This window comes from Candidatus Dormiibacterota bacterium (assembly GCA_035544955.1).
Taxonomy (GTDB): Bacteria; Chloroflexota; Dormibacteria; order CF-121; family CF-121; genus CF-13.
This window is the reverse complement of sequence record DASZZN010000033.1, coordinates 123,732-139,578: the sequence shown is the minus strand read 5'-3', so window position 1 is coordinate 139,578 and position 15,847 is coordinate 123,732. Positions and strand designations below refer to the sequence as shown.

General features: G+C 66.1%; 13 protein-coding genes. 4 read left to right on the top strand and 9 right to left on the bottom strand.

What is annotated here, in order from left to right:
• Positions 1-3: 3 nt before the first annotated feature.
• A complete protein-coding gene (locus VHK65_11910) occupies positions 4-1,356 on the bottom strand; it encodes an MFS transporter (protein HVS06851.1) in 1,353 nt (450 codons plus the stop codon).
• Positions 1,357-1,407: 51 nt separating this feature from the next.
• Here VHK65_11910 and mdh point away from each other — a divergent pair, with 51 nt between their 5' ends.
• Positions 1,408-2,337, top strand: a complete 930-nt coding sequence (gene mdh, locus VHK65_11905; protein HVS06850.1) for a malate dehydrogenase — start codon at positions 1,408-1,410, stop codon at positions 2,335-2,337.
• Between the two features lie 34 nt (positions 2,338-2,371).
• Positions 2,372-3,922, top strand: a complete 1,551-nt coding sequence (locus VHK65_11900; GenBank protein HVS06849.1) for a phosphoenolpyruvate carboxykinase — start codon at positions 2,372-2,374, stop codon at positions 3,920-3,922.
• Here the strand turns inward: VHK65_11900 and VHK65_11895 are convergent.
• On the bottom strand, positions 3,919-4,521 hold the full coding sequence (locus VHK65_11895) for a DedA family protein (GenBank protein HVS06848.1): 603 nt from the start codon (positions 4,519-4,521) through the stop codon (positions 3,919-3,921). The genes VHK65_11900 and VHK65_11895 overlap by 4 nt on opposite strands.
• A 33-nt stretch (positions 4,522-4,554) precedes the next feature.
• Between VHK65_11895 and VHK65_11890 the strand changes: the two genes are divergently transcribed.
• Positions 4,555-6,003, top strand: a complete 1,449-nt coding sequence (locus VHK65_11890; protein HVS06847.1) for a phospholipase D family protein — start codon at positions 4,555-4,557, stop codon at positions 6,001-6,003.
• Between the two features lies 1 nt (position 6,004).
• Here the strand turns inward: VHK65_11890 and VHK65_11885 are convergent, their stop codons facing one another.
• The 7 genes from VHK65_11885 to VHK65_11855 form a co-directional block, all read right to left on the bottom strand.
• Positions 6,005-7,342, bottom strand: coding sequence for an EsaB/YukD family protein (locus VHK65_11885; protein ID HVS06846.1), 1,338 nt, complete (start codon positions 7,340-7,342; stop codon positions 6,005-6,007).
• 65 nt (positions 7,343-7,407) lie between these two features.
• A complete protein-coding gene (gene eccCb / locus VHK65_11880; GenBank protein ID HVS06845.1) occupies positions 7,408-11,358 on the bottom strand; it encodes a type VII secretion protein EccCb in 3,951 nt (1,316 codons plus the stop codon).
• A 75-nt stretch (positions 11,359-11,433) separates the two neighbouring features.
• Positions 11,434-12,147 carry a hypothetical protein gene (locus VHK65_11875; GenBank protein ID HVS06844.1) on the bottom strand — a complete coding sequence of 238 codons (714 nt, stop codon included), beginning with the start codon at positions 12,145-12,147 and terminating at the stop codon, positions 11,434-11,436.
• A 47-nt stretch (positions 12,148-12,194) separates the two neighbouring features.
• Positions 12,195-12,740, bottom strand: coding sequence for an SMI1/KNR4 family protein (locus VHK65_11870; protein ID HVS06843.1), 546 nt, complete (start codon positions 12,738-12,740; stop codon positions 12,195-12,197).
• Complete coding sequence (locus tag VHK65_11865; GenBank protein HVS06842.1) at positions 12,740-13,879, bottom strand: WXG100 family type VII secretion target; 1,140 nt, start codon at positions 13,877-13,879, stop codon at positions 12,740-12,742. Before VHK65_11865 ends, VHK65_11870 begins: the two co-directional genes overlap by 1 nt.
• Before the next feature lie 6 nt (positions 13,880-13,885).
• Positions 13,886-14,188, bottom strand: a complete 303-nt coding sequence (locus tag VHK65_11860) for a WXG100 family type VII secretion target (protein ID HVS06841.1) — start codon at positions 14,186-14,188, stop codon at positions 13,886-13,888.
• Positions 14,189-14,225: 37 nt separating this feature from the next.
• Positions 14,226-14,519 carry a WXG100 family type VII secretion target gene (locus VHK65_11855; GenBank protein HVS06840.1) on the bottom strand — a complete coding sequence of 98 codons (294 nt, stop codon included), beginning with the start codon at positions 14,517-14,519 and terminating at the stop codon, positions 14,226-14,228.
• A gap of 350 nt (positions 14,520-14,869) precedes the next feature.
• Between VHK65_11855 and VHK65_11850 the strand changes: the two genes are divergently transcribed.
• Entirely contained in the window at positions 14,870-15,841 is a 972-nt protein-coding gene (locus VHK65_11850; protein HVS06839.1) for an LLM class F420-dependent oxidoreductase, read from the top strand.
• The last annotated feature ends 6 nt before the right edge of the window (positions 15,842-15,847 follow it).

Here is a 15,847-nt window from a genome sequence, read left to right as displayed (position 1 = left end):
CCGCTACTCGACCTTGATCTCGCGCACCGGCTGCAGGGTCAGCAGCGCGATCAAGAAGAAGCCGGTGACGATGCCGAACATCACGCGATAGCCGACCGCGCTCGTGCGGTTGTTGTCGAAGGCGTCGATGATGGGCCCGAGGATCGGGCGCGCAATCAGGCCCGCGCTGGCGGTTGCGATATTCGAGACACCCATGTAGCGACCCGCCTCGGCTTTGGGGATCAGGTCGGTCATGAAGGCCCAGTCGACGGAAAGGAAAGTGCCGAGGGAGATGCCAACGATCAGGCCGAAGCCCAGAATCCACGGCAGGCTGGGCGCGAAGATGAGCAGCATCGAGCCCAGGGCGCCGATCAGGCAGGCGGCCGCGATCAACCGCTTCTTGCCGTAGCGTTCGGCGAGGAAACCCGCGGTCATGCACAGCATCGCCGCGAAGATGAGGATGGTTGCCTGCAAGGCGCTGGCGTAGAGGGACGCCTTTCCCTCCGAGTAATGGAAGGTGTAACGGATGAAGTTGAAGGCGTAGGTGCCGATCGCCACTGGCGCCATCAGGAAGAAGAGCCGAGAGACCATCAACCAGGCGAAGTCGCGGTACCGCCTGGCGTCGATGGCGACGCTGAGTAGGATCGAGCGGCCCAGTCGCTGACTCGATGCGGCGGTGCGCCGCCGATCGGGCACGCCGAAGATCACGAGTGCCCCAGCGATGGCGATGATGGCCGGCAGCGTCAGGATGGCGAGCTTGAGGTTGCCGGTCGGGATCAGCAGCGCGCCAACCACCAGGAAACCCACGATCGTGCCCACCATGTTCATCAAGCCGTAGTAGCCGGAAGCCTCCCCGCGCTGGTCGGCCGGAACCTGGTCGGGCAGCATCCCCTGGTAGGGGCCCTGGGCCGTGTTGGAGGCGATCTGGAAGGCGGCGTAGACGAGGAGCAGGGCCCAGAACGAGGTGACGAACGCGATCAGCGTCAGGAAGATGACGTCGCCGACGACGCCGATGGCGATGAATGGCCGACGGCGGCCGAGCTCGAAGCGACTGTTGTCGCTGATCGCGCCGATCGCCGGTTGCCAGACGATCGCGAACGCGGCGCCGATGGTGTCGAGCAGGGAGACGTAGGTGTTGACATCGACGGGGAACGCGATCGGCCCAAGGTGCGCGGTCATCGGATGGGTGAAGCGCGCGACGAGCAGGGGGATGATGTTGCCGCCCAGCGGCTGCATCGTGTAGGCAATCGCGAACCAGAACGAACTGAGCACGAGCATGCTCCGCCACGACAGATGCTTGCGCGCCGCCGACTCGTGCAACGTTCTCAGGAGGCGACGCTCGCCTTCCCACGCCAGGGCTCGCTGATTCCCCGCCATTCCCGGGGAGTGTAACGACGGCTGTCGTCGATTTGCTACGGTAGCGGGCGGATGGCTCGTTCCAAGATCACGGTGGTCGGCGCCGGCAACGTGGGCGCGACCCTGGCGCAGCGCCTCGCCGAGCGCGGCTATGCCGACATCGTCCTGGTCGACATCGTCGAAGGCCTGCCGCAGGGAAAAGCGCTCGACATGCTCGAGGCCGGGCCGATCGTTGGCTACGACTCCAGGATCGTTGGCACCAACGGCTATGAGGAGACGGCAGGCTCGAGCGTCTGCGTGATCACCTCCGGTGTCCCACGCAAGCCGGGCATGTCTCGGGACGATCTGGTCAAGACCAACCAGAACATCGTCCGAGGCGTCACGCAGGAGCTCGTGCGCCGATCACCTGACGCCATTCTGATCGTCGTCAGCAACCCGCTCGATGCGATGGCACAGCTGGCCTACGAGGTCAGCAAATTCCCGCGCGCGCGGGTCATCGGGATGGCGGGCGTCCTCGACACGGCGCGGTTTCGCAGCTTCATCGCGCAGGAGCTCAAGGTGTCGGTGCGGGACGTGCAGGCCTACGTCCTCGGTGGCCATGGAGACACCATGGTGCCGCTGGCGCGGATGTGCACGGTCGCCGGCATCCCGATCAGCAAACTGATCAAGCCGGACCGCATCGAGGCCATCGTCAAGCGCACTCGCGACGGCGGAGCCGAGATCGTCAACCTGCTGAAGTCGGGCAGTGCCTACTACGCGCCCTCGGCGGCGGTCGCCGAGATGGTCGACGCGATCATGCTCGACCGCAAGCAGATCCTCCCCTGCGCCGTGCGCCTGGAAGGGGAATACGGCATCCGCGACCTCTTCGTCGGCGTTCCGGTCAAGCTCGGGGCGGCCGGCGCGGAAGAGGTCGTCCAGCTCGACCTCACCGAAGATGAGCGTGCCGCACTGCAGCGATCCGCCGACTCGGTCAAGGAGCTCGTCGGCATCATGGGCCTTTAGGTCGGCGCGGCCTTTCCCGGTATCCTGTGAGTCAGTGACCATCGAGATCCACAGCGGGTATATCCCGGAGTCCAAGCGTCTGATCGACAACCCGACCGGCGAAGAGTTGCGAGCGTTGACCGCGAACATGCCTAACGCACGGCACACCATTTACGACAACTACAACGTCCATGCGCGCGTCGACTCCCGCAGTACCAAGAGCACCTACATCGTCACCGACCGCCCCCAGGAGCACACGGCGCAAACCGTGACGCCCGACGAGGGGCACAAGTGGGCCAGGATCCAGGACGACTACATCCGCAGCCAGGAAATGGTCGTCGTCGACGGCTACATCGGCAACGAGGCAAAATTCCAGACGCCGGCCCGGCTCATCATCGAGGCTCGCAACGCGAATGTCGCCGGGATGCAGCGTCACCTCTACTACCCGCGAAATGGGCATGGCGTTCAGCCCGAGATCACCATCATCGACACGCCGAACCTGACGGCGCCGGGCTATCCGAACGATCGTGCGATCTTCGTCGACCTCGAGGCCGGCATCACCCGGGTGATCAACTCCGACTATTTCGGCGAGTCGAAGAAAGGCGGCCTTCGCATGTGGAACAAGAAGGTCTACGACGCCGGCGGCCTCGCCCTCCATGCCGGCTGCAAAGTGGTCCCGGTAGGCAACCAGCAGCGCGTGTTCTTGATCGTCGGCCTCAGTGGCACCGGCAAGACGACCACCACGTTCACTAGACAGAACAATTCCAAGCCGGTCCAGGACGACTTCGTCGCCCTGATGCCGCAGGGAAAGATCTATGGCACGGAGAACGGCTGCTTTGCCAAGACCTTTGGTCTGGACCCGAAACACGAGCCGACCATCTATGGCGCCATAACCAAGCGGGATGCATACCTGGAAAACGTGTCGCAGAAGGAAGGCGAAGAGGCGGTCGACTTTTTCGACACGAGCTACACGCAGAATGGCCGTGCGACGTTTGAGCTGTCCGCGCTGGGCTGGGTTGAAGATGCGCGCAACATCGGCCCGGTCGACGCCCTGCTGATCCTGAATCGCAATGACAACATCATTCCGGGCGTGGCCAGGCTCGACTCAGCGCACGCCGCCGCCTACTTCATGCTCGGTGAGACGCAGGGAACCTCAGCCGGCGGCAAGGACGAGATGGGAAAGGCGCTGCGGGTCCCGGGGACCAATCCGTTCTTTCCGCTTCGTCACGAGCAGCAGGGCAACCGTTTCTTGGAACTGCACCGGTCGCGCCCGTTCGAGGTCTACCTGATGAACACGGGCAACGTCGGTGGCGGGGAGGGGAGCCCGAACAGCAAAAAGGTCACCATCGCGGCGTCGAGCGCGATCGTCAAAGCGATCGCCGAAGGCACCATCACGTGGACGCCGGATGCGGACTTCGGCTACGAAGTTGCCGAAGCCGTCCCCGGCATCGACGATATCGAGTTGCTGCAACCAAAGCGGCTATACCAGCGGAGCGGGCGCGCCGACGAGTACCGCCGCTGGGTGGAACGTCTCCGGCAGGAACGCGCGGCGGAGTTCCAGAAGTATCCCGGGCTGGACAAGGAGGTCGTCTCCGCCGTCCGTTAGGCAGCCTCGGCCTCCCCGATTCGCCGCCCGTAGTAGTAGGCCGCCACGACGGCGAGTAGCACAAGGATCGCGATCGGGATGGTGAACGGACCGAGGGCGCTCGCAACCCGCTCGTAATTCTGGCCCAGCTTGAAGCCGGCGTAGGCCAGGGCGAGATTCCAGGGGATCGCGCCGAGCAGCGTCGCCAGGGTGAAGGGCACGACAGTGATGCGCGAGAGCCCCGCCGGGAACGAGATGTAGGTGCGGATAACCGGTAGGAGGCGCCCGGCGAAGACCGCCAACAGGCCCCAGCGCTCGAAGAACCGGTTCGCCAGTCGGAGATGCCCGGCGGTGAGACCCACGCGCCGGCCCGGCCCGAGGATCAACGTTTCGCCGTAGCGCTTGACCAGCAAGTAGGCGACCAGCGATCCCAGGAGGTTGCCGGCGGTCGCGGCAATGACGACCCCGATGAACGAGAGCTTGCCCTGCGAGGCCAGTGCGCCTCCAAGGGGAACGACGATCTCGCTGGAAATCGGGATGCCCGCACTTTCCGCGGCCATGGTCAGGAAAATCGCGATCAGGCCGCCGGCGCTGATGATCTGGATGAGCTGATGCGACATTCGGCGAAGCCTAGCAGTTAGCCTGTACCGTACATGCCGGCACGAAGCCCGCGCGACGCGGCCGACGACGCGCTCGGCCAGTTGGTCGAGCGGCTGACGACCTCACATCACCGGCGACGCCTGGCGCGCGTGAGCTGGACCACCGCCGCCGACCCTCCGCCGGGTGGATGGGCGGCGGGAGAGCCCCCGCCGCGACCGGGGAACGCGCTGACCGTGCTGATCGATGGAGCGGACGCGCTCCAGGCGATGGCCGCGGCGATCGCCGAAGCCCGATCGCATGTCCACATCACGGGCTGGCACATCACGCCGACCTTCGCCATGACCCGTGGCGAGCGGCCGGTCGCCTTGAAAGAATTGCTCGCTCAGGTTGCCGAACGCATCCCCGTACGGGTATTGATTTGGGCCGGCGTCCCGGTGCCGGTCATGAAGCCCTGGCGGGGCGACGTCCGCAAGGTGCGTGACGAGCTCACCGACGGCAACCACATTCAGTGCGCGCTCGATGCCCGAGAGCGGCCGATGCACTGCCACCACGAGAAGACGATCCTGATCGACGATCGGCTCGCCTTCGTCGGTGGCGTCGACCTGACCAACTTCAATGGCGACCGCTGGGATTCGCCGGACCACCCGTCGCGCGGCGCCGTCGGGTGGCACGATGTCGCGGCCCGTATCACGGGGCCCGCCGTGCAAGACGTGGCCGAGAACTTTGCGATGCGCTGGCGGGCGATCACCGGCGAAGCCCTCCCGCCGGTCGCGACGCCGTCAACCGCGGGTGACATCGAAGTGCAGGTCGTCCGCACGGTGCCGGACGGCACCTACCCGCAGCTCCCCCGCGGGGACTTTCGCATCCTCGAGTCCTACCTGCGCGCCTTGCGAGCCGCGCAACGCTTCATCTACCTGGAGAATCAGTTCCTCTGGTCACCCGAGATCCTTGCGGTCCTTCGCGAAAAGCTCGCCCGGCCGCCGACACCCGACTTTCGCGTGGTGCTCGTTCTACCCGCCAGGCCCGACTCGGGTGCCGACGACACCCGCGGCCAGCTCGGGACGCTCGTTCAGGCCGACGGCGACGGGGGCCGGCTGCTGGCGTGCACGCTCTACGCCATCGGTGGGGAAAAGGACTGGCAAGTCTACATCCACGCCAAGGTGGGCATTGTCGACGATGCCTGGATGACGATCGGCTCGGCGAACCTGAACGAACACTCGCTGTTCAACGACACCGAGATGAACGTTGTCACGCACGACGCCGACCTGACTCGTCAGACGCGGCTCCGGTTATGGGCTCAGCACCTGCAGCGGCCGGTCAACGAGGTCGCGGCTGATCCCATCGCCGTCATCGATGGCATCTGGAGACCGATCGCGAGCGAGCAGGCGGAGCGCCGCAAGCGCGGAGAACGGGCGACCCACCGTCTCACCCTGCTGCCGGGGGTTTCCCGGCGATCGCGCCTCCTGCTCGGCCCCCTGCAGGGGCTGGTCGTCGACGCCTGAATCAGGCCGCCATTTCGTCGGTAAGCGTCAGACCCAGTGCACCCCAGTCGGCGATTAGCGCGACCGCGAGCTCACCGATCCCGATCTGCCACGAATGCGGCGCATCGGACCAGTTGAATTCTCCGCGGGCCAGGCGTGAGGAGGCATGGGGCTCAGCCGCCACCATGACCAGCCCACTGGCATTCGGCACGTGCTCGGCCAGGCTCTGAACATTCAGCCGCCCGCCTTTGGCGGGCATCTTGTTGACCACGAGGAAGAGCGGACGCTGGGCCTCCGTGAGCCGTCGTGCCGCCTCGGCGACCAGGCTGGCCGTGGCCGGTTCGGCGTCGGAAATCAGTACGATCTCATCGGCCGTCGCCATCGCCGCCCTGGATGCCGGGTCCTGCAAGCCGGTGCCGCAATCCAACACGATGACACCGACGAGGTCCTGTAGGCGCCGGATGACGCTGGTGTAGGCCGCCTCGTCGAGGCGCGCCATCCGTGAGGGATCGGTTGGTGCCGGCAGCACCATCAGCCCGTGCGGTCCTCGACCGAGCGAGGTATCGAGCCGGGTGACGCTGAGAGACGGATGCCCGAGGACGTCCAGCAGGTCGTCGACGTAGATACCGTGATGTGGCGTCAGGGTGCGGCCCAGGGAGCCGTAGTCGGGGTTCGTATCGATGGCAACGATGCGGTCGCGCCGAGCCAGGGCGAGCAACGTCCCAAGCAGGGCACTGATGGTCGTCTTTCCCACGCCACCTTTGGGCGAGACGACCGCGATGGTCACGCATTTCCGCAACCGCGGCGCGGCGATCGCCATCATCAGCCGGTTTCGGTATTCGCTTTCGCGCCACGTGAGACGAGCCCGTTCAAACGGCGAGGGCGCCAACTGAAGGGTGAGTGTGGCGGGGCTCGGCGTCCCGGTCGGCAATGGACCGGCCGCCGTGGTCGCCGTCCGGGCGGTGACCGGTGGGCGCCCGAAAAACGCGGCCGCGGCGCCACCGAGCCGGTCGATCCGCGAGGCGCGGAGCGGGAGCACCGAGCGGGTTCGCTGTTCAGGGGATCCGGTGCCCAGCCGTGGCGCCTTGGGATCGCCGGACTCCGTGGCTGCCATGCTGGCGCCCGCGTGGGCTACCTGCAGATAGAGGATGGTGCCGTCGACCACGCCGCACTCGAGCAGTGTCCGGGTGGCGGGAAACGCCTCCTTGCCGGTTGCTCCGACGGTCCACACCCCGCCGGCCGGACTTTCGCCGTTCGCGGTGAGCTCGACGAGGGTCGGGATCAATTCGACGATCGGAGCGTCGCCCGGCACTGTCAAATCCGCCCGTTTTTGCGGGCCGACGACCGTCACCAGCAGCATGCGCACCGCACCGACCTCCCTGCCGCCGTGGCGGCCCTGATTCTGGTGAAACGCCAGGTGAGGGCCTAACTTTCGAGCCGAGAGGGCGGGCTGTACAGCGTCTGGACCAGGCAGGTGCGGCGATGCGGGCGCACCAGGTAGCCCCGTCCTGGGGGCAGCAGTGCCGCCCGCTGGGTGCCAAGCAGCGGGCCTTCCTGCGGGTCGCCTGAGAGGATCAACCCGGGCGTCCCGAGCTCCTTGACCCGCTGGAAGACCGGCTCGAAGCTGGTGCGGGCGGTGCCGCCCACCCGCCGGGCCAAAACCAGGTGGAGGCCGATGTCGCGGCCCTGGGGAAGGAGTTCCACCAGCGGGCTGAGGGGGTTCCCGGACGGCGAGAGCACCAGGTCATAGTCGTCGACGATGAGGACGTAATGGGAACCCCGCCACCAGTTGCGCTCCAGCAGGTCCTCTCGGGTCATCGACGACGAGGGGAGGCGGCTGACAACGGTCTCCCGCAGCCGCGCCAGGGCATCCTGGACCATCGGGGCCGTGCAGGTATAGGCGAAGATGTCCGGCCCGTCGGCCGCGTCGATCAGCGTGCGCCGGTAATCGACGACCAGGAACTGCAGCTCTTCGGCGCGGTACCGGCTGCGTAAACCCTGCATCACGGCGCGCAGCAGGTTTGTCTTCCCGGACTCCGCATCCCCGAACACCAGGAAGTGCGGATCCGCACCGAGGAGGTCGAGGCCGACGGGCTCGAGCCGATACTCCTCCAGACCAAAGGCGACGCCGGTCTCCGCCGTCGCATGCGCCAGCGCGCTGCCCTCCACGAGGGTGGGAAGCATACGGATGGGCGGTGCCGCGACGCCGGGCCACATCTTGCCGGCACGCTCGGCCAGTTCTCCGATTGCTTGCTGTAGCTGGGTGGTTTCCGGCTGGCCGTCCAACCGCGGCAGCGCGACCTGGAACTGCAGGCCCGCGCTCGTCAGTCCACGACCCGGCACGTTCGCGGGCAGTGACTGCGCGGCGGCCCGGCTGACTTCGGAGTCGGCGGGGTCGTTCAGACGGAGCTCGAGACGATTGCCAACGTGGTCGCGAAGGCTCGAGCGGATGTCAGCCCAGCGGCTACTGGTGAGCACGACATGGACGCCGAAGTGAAGGCCGTTGGCGGCGATCTCGGCCACCTCGGCGTCCAGGCCCTCGAACTCCTGGTGAAGCAGGGCCCAGTTGTCGATTACCAGGAAGACGTCGCCGTAGGGAGACGCAGCGAGGTCGCCGCGATCGCGACGACGGCGATAGGCGGCCATCGAGTCGATGCCGAGCTCCCGGAAGGTGAGCTCGCGCTCATCGACGACAGCCCGCATCTCGCGCACCAGGCGCCGGACCTTGTCCGGCTCGAGCTTCCCGCAGACAGCGCCGACGTGCGGCGCCCGCTCGAAGGCACGCAGCCCGCCGCCACCGAGGTCCACGCAGTAGAACTGGACGTCCTTGGGCGAATGGGTGTGGATGAACGCCGCCAGGAGTGTGCGAAGCAGTGTGCTCTTGCCGGTCTGCGACGCACCCACCACCGCGAGGTGACCCCCGCTGCCGGCGAAATCGAGCATCAGTGGTTCCTGCGACTGCTGCGCCGGTACGTCGATGAGGCCGATGGGGACGCGGAGCTCGCCGGCGCCCGCCCAGGCGACCTGGTCGAGGGTGATGGCGGGCTGCAGCGGAGGCAGCCAGACCTGGTGGACGATCGCAGCTCCCTCGCGAAGCCGGTCGACGACGGCTTCCATTTCCGTTCGCAGGCGCGGGAGCATCAGGGCATCCCTCGATGCGGGCTCCGCCCCGGCGGCGGGCCCCGGTGCAAAGGCGCGGATGGCCGCCGGGACGCTGGGGGCACGATGTCGCTCGCGGTAGGGGGTGGAGATGAGCGCGGTCTTGAAGCGCTGGTAGAGGCTCGTGTCGACTTTGAAGTAGCCGACTCCGGGAAAGGCGGGCAGGTAATACGCGTCCGCCGTACCGAGCACCGCGCTACTCTCGCCGGCGCTGAAGGTGCGAAGGCAGATGCGAAAGCGGAGGTGGCCCTCCAGGCCACGGATGCGACCTTCGTCCAGGCGCTGGGTGGCCAGCAGGAGATGCATACCGAGACTTCGTCCGAGGCGGCCGAGGGCCACGAACAGCTCGAGAAAATCGGGACGGTTGGCGAGCAGCTCGCCGAATTCGTCAACGATGATCAGCAAGTAGGGCATCGGCTCGAGCTGCGGATCTTGCCGGCGTCTCGCATGGTACTCGCGGATACCATCCAGATTGCCTGCCTGGCGCAGCAGGCGCTGCCGCCGTTCCTGCTCGCCGAAGAGCGCGGCTCGCATCCGATCGACCATCGTCAGGTCGCTCTGCAGGTTCGTGATGAGCCCCGCGGCATGGGGAAGGCGGGCCAGCTCCGCGAAGGCGGCGCCCCCCTTGAAGTCGACGAAGACGAAGCTCAACGTCTCCGGGTCATGGCGGATGGCGAGCCCGGTGATGATCGTCCGGAGCAACTCGCTTTTGCCGGAGCCCGTGGCGCCGACGACGAGGCCGTGGGGTCCCATTCCGCCATGCGCCGCTTCCTTCAGGTCAAGGATCAGAGGCTCGCCGTCGGCCCGGATGCCGATCGGTGTCTGTAGCAGCTGGTCAGGGTCGCTAGGTAGCCAGCTGTGCTGCGGGTCGACGGCGTCCGCGGAGGGATACCGGAGCAAATCCAGCAGGCGGATGTTTTCCGAGAGCTCGCGGCGCCGGCTGTGCTCCTCGAGACGGAGGGGCGCCATGGCGCGTGCGATCGAGTCGCACATCTGAACCTCGGCCCGGTCGGCGAGCAGCTTCCGGAGCCGCACACCGCCAGGCGTGGTCTCTTCAAACGAAAGATGTCCGCTATCCGATACCTCGATGCGCGCCCGGACCCGCGACGGCGCATCGCTGGGGAGGTCCACCAGGCAGACGATCGTGACCTCGAGGTCCACGCCACGATTGAAGAGCTCGTCGAGGAGCGGCAGCCGGGCGATCGATGCCCTGGGAGAGAATCCGTCGACGATCACGAGCAGGTGGTAGGGGGCGACATGGGTTTGGGTGCCGTCCTGCCGCTCGCTGAGGCGCCGCAGATGATCGACCCGCGGCTTGATCTCCGCCTCCAGCATGGCGTGGAAGTCGGCCAGCTGGTCGGTCATCAGGCACGTGAGGTCAAGCTCGCCGTCTGCCAGCGCGGACATGCGCTGCTCCCGCGCGTGGGGAAGCCATTTCAGCCATTCCCAGTCGTCGGCGGCATCGGGTGGGAAGTACGTCATGATCCGAAGGTCCTCGGGTGCTTGGAACGCGGCCAGCTGGCAGAGCAGCGATCGCACCACGCCGCGACCAGTCGGGCGGTCTCCAATGACCGCGAGGGTGCCGACCTGGCGAAGCGGCTGCACCATGGGCGCCCAGGGAAGGGTGGCAAAGCGACTGACCAGGTCCTGCGCTCGGCTTAGCAGGTCGGGGTCGTACTCAACCAAGGGGTTCGAGCCGAGGTCGAGCCTGACGGCGGAGCTGAGTGGCTTGGGGCCGAGCCCGATCCGGACTGCGAGGAAATCGTCGTCTTCGCGGCGCCGCTCCCAGAGGTTTTGCCGTCGCATGACGAATGTCCAGAGCTTTTGCAGGTCCGGGTAGAGGCGGGCGTCCACATCCTGCTGCATGTCGGCCACCCGCTGCAGGGTGGTTTCACGTTCGCCGAGATACTTGAGGTAGCGCTCCCGGTCCGCCTTGCGCTTGTGCTTCACGCCGAAGTGTTGCTGCAGGCGCAAGGCGATGCCGAGGCCGACCGAGAGCACCACGGTGGTGCCCGCGAGGATCAGCATCGCGAGGTTGTGGTAGAAGACGACGAAAACCAGTGACCCGGCGCTGCCGATCACCGGAACGAGGAATTGCAGCCAGGAGCTGGCGCCCGGCGCCGGAGTCTGGAGAGTGGGAGGCGCGACGATGACCACCTCGGTGCTGGGCGGCGCCTCGGGGTAGGTGCGGGCGGGGCGGTGATAAATGCCTTCCATCGACGCGCGTATCCCCTGAACAAGGAATAACGGGGCCCCGGGGGGTATCCGGCGTTACCGGATCGTGACCGGAGGCTAGCGGCGGCCGGCCGCGCCCGGGGCGCTGCGAAAGAAGAGCGGCTCCAGGCGTCGCTGCGCTTCGAGCAACTTCTCGGCGGATTGCCACTGAGCACCCAGCATCACGACGACGCCGCCGTCGGCCTGACGCTCGACGACGGCCTGCGGATCTCGCTCGAGGACGGCGAAGTCGAGGTCGCGCACACGGTCGGGGCCGTAGCACGTGTACCAGTGCAGCCGCTGCTCGTACATGAGGTCATCGTCCAACCGGGCATCCGCGTTCTCGTCCGATGCGATGCACCCCCAATACGGCTTCCAGATCGGCTTGATGGATTCGAAGAACTCCTTTGCTTGAGCCGGGGTGATCCCGCGGACGAACTCCACGATGACCCCGTTGTGGAAGCGCGGCTTCGTATTGCCGACCCGAAACGAGGCGGTCACATCGGCGACCTCGGGGTCGCCGCCGGGGAACGTGATCCCGACACCGAAAATACTGCCCAACTCGGCGAAGACCTGGCCGCCCTCGCGGTTGAGGTTCGCCTCAATCAGCTCCTCGATGGCCGATCGCTTATGCTCCACCGTCACCTCTCGGTTTCCACGGTAGCCGGTGAACGGCCGGTTGCCAGTGAGCACGGCCAGCCGCTCCAAGGTGCGAAGCACGCGGTCCACCCAGGCATGCCGCTCGAGCTGTTCGGCCGGGGAGTAGAGCACGACGTCAAATGCGCCCTTCATTACTGTCCCGGCTCAGTCGATTTCCCTGCCGCGATCGCGCGGCGACGCTACGCCCGGGGCTGTGAGGCGCGCTCGCTTTCCCAGAACTTATCACCCGACGCACGCACGTACTGATCCAGGAAGTCGGTGAACGAAGATCCAACAGTGTCCCATTCGGCACGCCGGTCGATCGGCAGCGCGATCATCACCTGCCCGTCGTCAGGCGCGGACCGGTCACCGCGAATCAGCAACAGGTCAGAGTCGCCGAGGAACTCTCCAATGAAGATGTCGCCTGGTCGGTAATCCCTTGACCGTTCACGTGCGATCTTGGGGCTCCGTTCTGCAACCTCTTCGGCCGACCAGAACACAAGGCCCCACTGACCGTATTCGACATCCTCAAAGAGCCGCGCCGAATCAACTCTGTCCCAAAATGCCTTCAGGTCCGACGGCAACGATGCCGAACATGCTGCCTCGACTTTGTCTGCTGACCACGGCACAGGATTACTCAGGCTGCAACTGAGTGGGAACGGACTTGGGCCGCGGCGATGAACCACGACCCTTGGCTCGGACCCGAACGACCGGACCCTTCCCAGGACCTCATCGATGGTCGCCATCATTCCCCTCCGGGCGGAGAGTAATCCCGCCAAAACGAGTTGAATTCGGACTGGTGGAGGCCGCGCTCCACAGGTACGAGGTTATCGAAGTCATTAGTCCCGCCGTATTCACGGGGGCGGATGTGATGGATGTCGTATTTTTGCCATCCCCCCTTAGGCGTCTTGAATCCACGACGGTACCATTGGGCAATAAAGGCGCCGCGTTCCTCCGTGGTCCACGTAACCCGGTCGACTTTTGCGACGAGCTTCATCGGGCCGGTCGGGAACGGAATTGGCTGTCCGGTGCGGGGATCGAGGATCTCCGGGTAAGGCTTCCCAGCGCCGTTGACAATCGGCGTCGCCGGCTTAGCCACCGCCGCGTCCCGCTCGAGTTGGCGGGCGAGCACCTGAGCCTCCGCCTCAGGGACACCCTCGCGGCGGAGCGCGCGCAGCAGAGTGCCCCCGACCTTTCCCAGAGGTAGTCCGGTGACGGTGCCGAAGAGCACGCTGGGTCCGATCTCGTTCCAGTCGATCTTGCCGCTGGCCAGCCAGCTGATGATGGCCGTCTGGCCTCCGGCAGCGAGCCCCGCCCCCAGGTGGGTCGCGGCCACAAAGGCGGTCAGCCCGCGGATGGCTGTCATCGCGGTGGCAAGGGCTCGGAGGACGGCGACGGCTACGGACGTCGCCTCCGCGGCGGCGGCGGTCGCCTCGGCGGTAAGCGCGGTCGTTTCGGCGACGGTGGCAGCCGTCGCTGCATCGTCAACCGGGTCCAGGCCAAGCTGGATGACGGCCCCAATCAGCAACAGCCCCGACACCGCGGCGCCGATCTCCGCCTCGCGACGCTTTTGTTGGGCGTATTCGAGTCCGCTCGCGAGCGAGTTGAGCCCGGCGGCCAGCTCTCGGAAGTTGTTCGCGAATTGCTCCGTGCCCGCATACAGGGAGTTCGAGAGTTCAGCGAACTGGAGACTCGCCTCACCCTGCCACGAGCCCGGACCGTCGGTCAGGGTGGCGAGCGCTTGCGCGAGGTCGCGCGCCGACCGGTCCATCGCATCCGCCGCAGCGTGGAACGTGCGGGCTGCAGCAGCCACGGCGGCCGGATCGCCCTGTGGCGGCGGCGAGGCCTGTGCCGTGCGGCCGTAGCCTGTGCTAATGCCTGGCATGGCTGATCACTGGGGCCCCCCGCTACGGGAGACCACTTCGTCATCCGTCTCCGTGTAGGCCTGCAGGGTAGTTTCGAGCGCACTCGCGACGTTGTCGAGGGCGGTGGCGAGCTCCCGCAGATTGGAGGACCAGATCGACCAGACATGATCGAACTCGGTGGCGGTCCTGATGTCACCGATTACCGCCGGGCTGGCAAGGCTGTGCCCTGCGCCTGTTAGACGGCCCTGTACGTCGCGGACCTGGTTGGCGGCCTGCCGGTAACGAGCGGCCGCCGACGCCAGCACCGCGGGGTCGACCTGGATCTCCATGGGGATATGCGCTCCTAGGCTCGATCAGCCGCGGCTGCTACATCTTGTTGAAGCTCGTGGCGATGCCCTGCTCGGTGTCGGCGTAGTGGCTCGAGGCCTGCGCCATCAGCTGAGACATCCCGGTGAGGGCCTCGTGGAGACCGGCCGCATCACGTTGCCACTGCCCCCAGAGCTCTAGGAATCGCGACTGTGCGACGCCGGCCCAGTCGGAACCGAGCGGCTCGACATTGCTGGCGAGTTGCCGCAGCATGCCTTCGATATTCGACGCCCCACCATTCAATTGCGATGACACCTGCTGAAGCTGTTCAGGGGTGACCCTCACGAGACCCATAGTTTTCCTCCTCGTCGGCTTCGCGACCGACGTCTTTAAGGAGGTTTTACCGTCCGAACCTTACGCACGACCTTGCGGGAGGGCTGCGGCGTTACCTGGCTTCGACAACCGTTACAAGGAGGAGAGCGGTCCCGTTACTCAGCTCTCCCACTGAGAGACGGCCAGGAAGTACGGGCGGATGTTGCACCGCCAACCGATCAAAGGGTGAACGCCCAACCGTCCCGGCGGGTCTTCATCGAGATAGGGCTGCCGCACTTCCTGCCAATTGGGTTGGCCGTTGCAGTGAGGGCATCGCACCGGCGGACGGACGGCTTCCATGCATGAGCTATCGTACCGGCAGGAGGTTCTTGATGAAGCTGTTGGGATTTCAGATTCCGAATTACACCTTTCCGGGTGTAACCGACGACAAGCTCTTCGACCATGTCGCCATGCTCGCCAGCACCGCGGAGAAGGCCGGCTTCGACTCCGTCTTCGTGATGGATCACTTCTATCAGCTCCCCAATATCGGGCCCCGGACCGATGCGATGCTCGAGGGTTACACGGTTCTGGCGGGGATTGCCGCGCGAACGAAGAAGATCCGCCTCGGCACGCTGGTGACGGGCGTGACGTACCGCAATCCCGCCTTCCTCGCAAAAGTCGTGACGACGCTGGACATCATGTCATCGGGGCGGGCGATCCTGGGACTTGGCGCCGCCTGGAACGAGGATGAGCATCGCGGGTACGGCTATGAGTTCCCGCCGGTCGGGGAACGCCTCAGCCGCCTCGAAGAGGCCCTGCAGATTTGCCGTGCCATGTTTCGCGATGAGGCGCCAACTTTCGAGGGCCGCTACTACCGCATCGAAGGCGCGCTGAACTTCCCTCGACCGATCCAGCCCAACGGTCCGCCGATCATGATCGGCGGCGGCGGTGAGCAACGGACGCTCAAACTGGTCGCCCAGTACGCCGACATGTGCAACATCTTCGGCGACGTCGCAATGGTGCGGCACAAGATGGACGTCCTCGAGCGGCATTGCGAGACGGTTGGTCGCGATCCCAGCACGATCGTCAAGACCCGGCTCGGAACGCTTGTCATTCGCAAGACCAACGAGGAGGCCGAGCGGCTCCTCGAGCAACTCCTCAACCGGCCCGGGATCGATCAGGAACGGGTCCGCTCCATGCTCATGGTCGGCGGCCCCGACCGAGTGGCGGAGCAAGCGCAGAAACTCCTCGATGCCGGACTGGACGGCCTGATCTTCAACATGCCGCACATGGAGGATCCCGAGGCGATCGAGCTCGCGGGGAAGACGCTCGCCGGCCTGCGGCAGCCCGCCGGGGCTCGATAGTCTCCG